Below are 5495 nucleotides of genomic sequence, written 5' to 3'. Positions count from 1 at the left end.
ACGTAGATCTCGTAAGGGGGCTGTTCCTGTTTGACGAGCCCGACAAAATTGCGGATCTTCCGTTTGAGGCAGACATCGGTGACCAGTCCCTGGCCGGTTTCTGCGTCCACGCGAGGCAGATTTCCTGCATCAGGATCGCCGTTGGGATTACCGTCTTTGACATCGAAGAGATAAACAAAGTCGTAGCGCGATTTCATGAGTGTCGGTTCCTGAGAAGTGATGTAACAGATGGGTCAAATCAGATGACAGCAAAGAGGGCATCCGGCTCTGCCTTCTCTTTGCGGATGAAAAAATCCTGTCGCTGGTGGTAATAGCCAATGGCGAACAGCCCCTGATCCTGCAGATTCAGATGGCCGGGAAACTTTTGCAGCTTGCCGACAATTTCCTGAAATCGCTTTTCGTGAAAGAGCCGCTTTCCCTTTTCCAGCTTGCCAAGGTGGTGCTGGCTGAGACGAATCAGCCGGGGGAAGACTGCGGCAGGGGTTGCAGACGCAGACCCGAAGTAGCGATCCTTGATCGTGTCGTTAATTCCAGGAAGTGCGTCCTCCTGTGTTTTTTCCAGTTCTGCGAACAGGCGTCCCAGACAGTAGGCAACGTCCTCGCGATTCGTATCCAGCGCCATGGCAATCTCCTGAATGGGTGAAGAATTCAATCTGAACTGGCGATTAAGACAGGCTTTAATTGGGGCAACCCGCAGATACCTCAACTCACGGTCAGCACGGACCCGACGAATCAACGCGGCGAGCAGCATCTGGGGATAAGCTTGACCGCTCAGAATCGATCGCATCAGCGCACCGCTCAATTGCGGTGGAATGTCCTTTGAGTCGCGAACGGTCTCGCGCAGGATCTGCCAGGGGCTGATAAAGTCGGGCTCGCTCTCTCGATGCTGCAGCGAAAGGTCGACGAAGTGTTGCTGAAGGTTGGCGACAATCTCACCGAGTGAGCTGACTCGCCAGAACCGGACCGAGATGCGGGCCGCGTTCGGCGAAAGCCCGAGAATATAAAACGGAGTCTCCTTGTCTCCGAGTTCCGCCGGATACTTTCCCTGGGCGATCAGATGGAGAATATTCTGCAGTTTGTTCAGCAGTCCCTCGTCTTCTGGTGGGGGATTGCCCAGTACCAACCCGAAGATATTCTCCATGGGTGTGGGCTTTTCGGTCCAGAAGACGGTCGTGGCGTCCCCGATCTGGACTCGTCGACTTCGATCGGCCAGCAGACTGTTGAGTGCGGTGCAGTATTGAAAGGCAGCCGTTTCGCTCACCGGGGCATTTCGTGATTGCTCCTTCCCATAGGATTCAAAAGCGTCCAGATTGAATGAGACGATTGCGGCGCCGGAAGACTGGGCGCCGGAGACCCCCTTAATCTTGGGATCATGCAGTCGAGCGATTGGAGCTTTTCGACCGGTCACCAGACACTGTCCCAGTTCCCCTTCTGTAGAGGTGGTCGCCTGCTGGAGTTGGTCCCGCCACCATTGCCGAACGGAGTCGACTTCGTGTACGAACTGACTTTTCCCCCGGATGCGAAAGAGGCCAAATCCAGTCCCGATCTCGACAAGTCCGGGATGTTCGACGGACTGTGCAGGATCCCACTTTTCGAGAAAGCGGCAGACGGCACTGAACTGCGGATCTTGAATCGTCTGCTCTAATTCAAGGTGACGCTGGCGGAATGCTTCGAACGCCTGGCGAGTTCGTTCCGGCTTGGGGTCGTCAGGCTTAAACCCCAGCATGTAGGCGGGATTGTCCCACAGAAAACAGGGATTGATCCCCGATCCTGACGGCTTTGAATCTCCGCAAACCAGCAGTGACGGAGCGACCTTTTTCTTGCCGTCACCGGTCCTGAGATCCTCGATCCCGTGCAACGACCCATCCGGATCGAGAACCGCCGCGTAGGAGATTTTCTGTCGGCTGAATCCTGCGGGCGCGATATCGGAATCGGGCTCACTGGCCAATCGCTCGTAGTAGTTATTGAGTGCTTGAAGAATCATGAATGCACCTCCTGCAGCGCCGATTGAAGGGGAGGAACGTCGATCACACCGTCGTGCATGCGGGCACGAAAGAAGTGGGGCAGGGTGTCACGACGCTCACCGGTATGGCCACAGATCGTGTCCGACGCCTTCCCGGTAGCAGGTCGAAACTCGATATCGTGCAGGAGGTAGCCCAGGTCTTGCTCACCTGTGAGGGGGGACGTGGGAATTGAGCCATCGATCCACTCGAAGTCACAGGGAAACTCGCGGCATCCCAGATAGGGGTGGTGGAAATACTGACCCCGTTCCGCACGGCGTTTGAAGATGTTGTAGTGCTTTTCGATGGGATCGCTGGGGTCCAGAATTTCAAACCGCGCTTCGATGGCATACGCCACGTCCGTGAGGATGGTCGCTGCACGTTGTTGCCGCGTCTCTTCGATAAAGAGCGACAGTGGCTCGGTCGACCTTCCCGCCATGGCCTGTCGGGCATTGGATGCCGAGGCCTTGGAGGAAACTTCATTCCGGCGCAGATTCGTGAAGCGGATCGGCTTCAGGACGTGCAGCCGCTCGACGACCCACCGGACTTGAGGCTTCCAGTAGATCGCTTCCAGCACCCCCCGCGCAGCGGACGGAGTAATAACGTCGTAGCTGACACGCTCGACCTTCATTTCCGGGCGAGTGAAGCAGGCGTAGTCCGCCCAGACTTTTAAGCGAATTGGCGACATGATCGTCCGATGCTCCTTAACTAAGGTTTTGAAACACAAATGAAGTTTGGAAATGACGCCAGTCGTAACGCTTCGGTGCGTGCAGTTTTTTTGAGAGGAACTTTTGATTTTTCACGACGAAATCTTCCGGCAGTATGCCACTGCTTCGGAGTCCTGGCAGAAGCAGTGTCTTCGTATCGTTGATGCATGACAGTCCACGACATGTTCGAGGTCATTACTGGAGCGACATCCTGAATTCCGTTCGCGAAAAGCAATGGCGGATGGCGACTAACAGAGTTGCATGTGACAAATAACCGATCTTTCGCTCACCCCTCCTTCGAATGTTCAAGCGATCCACTCGGACGGCTCCACGAACCCTGGGCGGTCGATGCGAATGCCCAACTTCTTGTCATAGGCACTCACGTTAATCAGCGCCGGGTACTGGCCATGGATCAGTTCGATGTCCGGAGCCATCGCTTGATAGAGGTGTTCGTAAAGCGTGACAGAATAGCGTTGGAGTTGGCGGAGGAGTTTTCGATCAGGGCCATCCATCCTCAGTCGCTGAATGAGATCCTGGCCGACGCACCCATACGGAACGAACACCGTCCTTCCCTGTTCTTCGATCAATCGAAGTCGATCTGCGGCGTTGCGGAAGTCGGCTGAAAATTCGGTGGTCGGACAGGGGAAGCATTTCATCACCCCTTCTTCCGGTGTCTTGTCCCAGCGGTTGGGTCCGGAGCGTTTCCAGTAATGAAGCTCAAAGTAGGCGCGGATGGCCTCTGGACTCAGAACGTCCTCTTCAAAGGCCGGAATAATTTCACTCGCCGACATCGCAGTCGAACGGAGGTATCCCTGAAGAGTCACCTCCTGAGGGTCGAAGACAAAGACAGTTCCGATCTCGGATCTCCCTTCCCTGTTGCAGCGACCCGCCGCCTGAGCAATCGAATCGAGACCCGACAACGCACGAAAGACGACCGGGAAATCCACATCGACGCCCGCCTCGATCAGTTGCGTTGAAATGACGCGGCACACCTGTCCCCGTTGAAGTCGCTGCCGGATCTCAGCGATCGTGTCGGAGCGATGCTGACCGCACATGAGTGTGCTGAGGTGATAGAGTCCGCCCCTTTCCCCCAGGGATGCGAGGTCGCGGTAGAGCTTAGCAGCAAGTCCGCGCGTGTTGACGATCATCAGGAACGATTTCTGTTCCTGCATCCGTGCCACAAGTTCCTGATTAGTGACCTTTCCTGGAACAATCTTGTTTTCCCGAGAACACGGTTCGCCAATGACGCGAACCTGAACCCGTTTCATCTGGGCCGCAAGCTGCGCGGGATCAGGGATGATTTCCCTGACGTCGGGAAGTCCCATCGTGAACTGGTCCCGGTAATGAATGGCAGGTTGTGTCGCGGTACATAAGACAATCGTGCAGCCGTATCCGCGGACAAGCTCCTGCAGTGCTGCGAGACAGGGCCGAAGCCGATCCACTGGCAACGTCTGGGCTTCATCGAGGATGATGACGCTGTTGACGAGGTTGTGCAGCTTGCGACAGCGGGAAGTTTTCGCGGCGAACAGTGACTCGAAAAGTTGAACATTGGTCGTGACGACGAGTGGTGCATCCCAGTTCTCGGTCGCCAGGCGGGAGCGCGGCGATTCACGTTGATCCTCCGGATCCACATTGGAATGGTGCTCCAGAACGATCTCGTCGCTCAACGACTGGAAAACCTGCCGGAAGACATCGGCTGTCTGCTCGATAATACTCGTAAACGGAATGGCGTAGACGATTCTCGACTTGCCGTGCTGGATCGCATGTTCCAGGGCGAAAGCGAGCGACGACAACGTCTTGCCTCCCCCGGTGGGAACGGTGAGAGAAAACATTCCGGGGGGCTTCGCCGCTGCATCACGGCAAGCTGTCAGAACCTGCTGCCGACATGTTGAGACGGTCCCTGGTGCGGCATGGGACAGCTTCTTTTCCAGTTCCGCATCAAGCGTTCCCTTCATGATCATGAACGAAGGAAGATGCCCTGACGCACGACGCTCCGATTTTTCCCGATCACAAAATTCCTCAGTGGCCAGAAAGTCGGCATCAACCAGACACGAAAAGAGCATGCGTGTAAAGAACGCGTACCGGAACCCTAGAATATCACGGGTGTCCTTCGAAGCCTGCATTTCGAGCGGTTCGAGCTCGCACACAGGACGGAGGATTTCATCTGGCACAGCGACACAAGCGGGAACCTTCTTTCTCAGTCGCTCAAACAGACTGGAATCTCCGCCACTGGCATTTGCCAGACCAGCGTGATGTCCTGCGATCACATAGGCGAGGATTTGGCCATTTCCGCCCAACTGCTTCGCCGCGAGCTGGGCACCCGCAGTGGAATGGTCAACTCGGTTGAACTGTTCAAGGTGAGCTTCAAAGCCATTGGCGGTGAGTAAGTAGTCCTGGAAGGCATCGCTATACTTTCCGAGATCATGCCAGAGTCCGGCAAGCCGGCCCCAGTTCTCCGCCTGAAAGGACTTTGCGAACGCAGCACAACGGTCACTCACGCGCTGAATATGATCACTTAGTAGCTCCCAGCGGGTATCTGCGTCACCTTGAACACTATGCCCATAATAGGTCCTCTGTTTCTTATCCAGGTGGTTCATAGGAAACGACCGTACACATCCTAAAACCGACTGTCAAACGAATTGCTTTGCTATTAGATGAGAAGGCGATGTGGATTGTTTATTCGTCGGCGGAGGGACGTGTAGTGGTCAGATCAACCGGAAGCTAATTAGGACTTCGGGATCGAAACGGTCTACTCTTGATTGCCTCGCGTGCCCAGTTCACCGGCCAG

Annotated in this window: 4 protein-coding genes; all 4 read right to left on the bottom strand. The window is 55.5% G+C overall.

Features of this window, described 5'->3' with window-relative positions; translation table 11 throughout:
* A partial coding sequence (locus VGE80_RS16090) for a type I CRISPR-associated protein Cas7 (protein WP_440593377.1) occupies positions 1–197 on the bottom strand: 197 nt, incomplete at its 3' end.
* Between the two features lie 41 nt (positions 198–238).
* Positions 239–1984, bottom strand: a complete 1746-nt coding sequence (gene cas8c / locus VGE80_RS16085; RefSeq protein WP_440593376.1) for a type I-C CRISPR-associated protein Cas8c/Csd1 — start codon at positions 1982–1984, stop codon at positions 239–241.
* Positions 1981–2688, bottom strand: a complete 708-nt coding sequence (gene cas5c / locus VGE80_RS16080) for a type I-C CRISPR-associated protein Cas5c (RefSeq protein WP_397569848.1) — start codon at positions 2686–2688, stop codon at positions 1981–1983. The genes cas8c and cas5c overlap by 4 nt, the downstream gene beginning before the upstream one ends.
* Before the next feature lie 324 nt (positions 2689–3012).
* Positions 3013–5304: a CRISPR-associated helicase Cas3' gene (cas3, locus tag VGE80_RS16075; protein ID WP_440593375.1), complete on the bottom strand. Its 2292-nt coding sequence runs from the start codon at positions 5302–5304 to the stop codon at positions 3013–3015.
* Positions 5305–5495 lie beyond the last annotated feature (191 nt).

The sequence above is a fragment of the Schlesneria sp. genome (assembly GCF_036405755.1).
Taxonomy (GTDB): Bacteria; Planctomycetota; Planctomycetia; order Planctomycetales; family Planctomycetaceae; genus Schlesneria; species Schlesneria sphaerica.
Note: the sequence above shows the minus strand (reverse complement) of the source record. Positions and strands in the feature narration are given on the sequence as shown.

Excerpts from the sequence above, each read along its gene's own strand:
- cas3 (WP_440593375.1), bottom strand. The coding sequence starts at position 5,304 with ATGAACCACCTGGATAAGAAACAGAGGACCTATTATGGGCATAGTGTT.
- cas8c (WP_440593376.1), bottom strand. The coding sequence starts at position 1,984 with ATGATTCTTCAAGCACTCAATAACTACTACGAGCGATTGGCCAGTGAG.
- cas5c (WP_397569848.1), bottom strand. The coding sequence starts at position 2,688 with ATGTCGCCAATTCGCTTAAAAGTCTGGGCGGACTACGCCTGCTTCACT.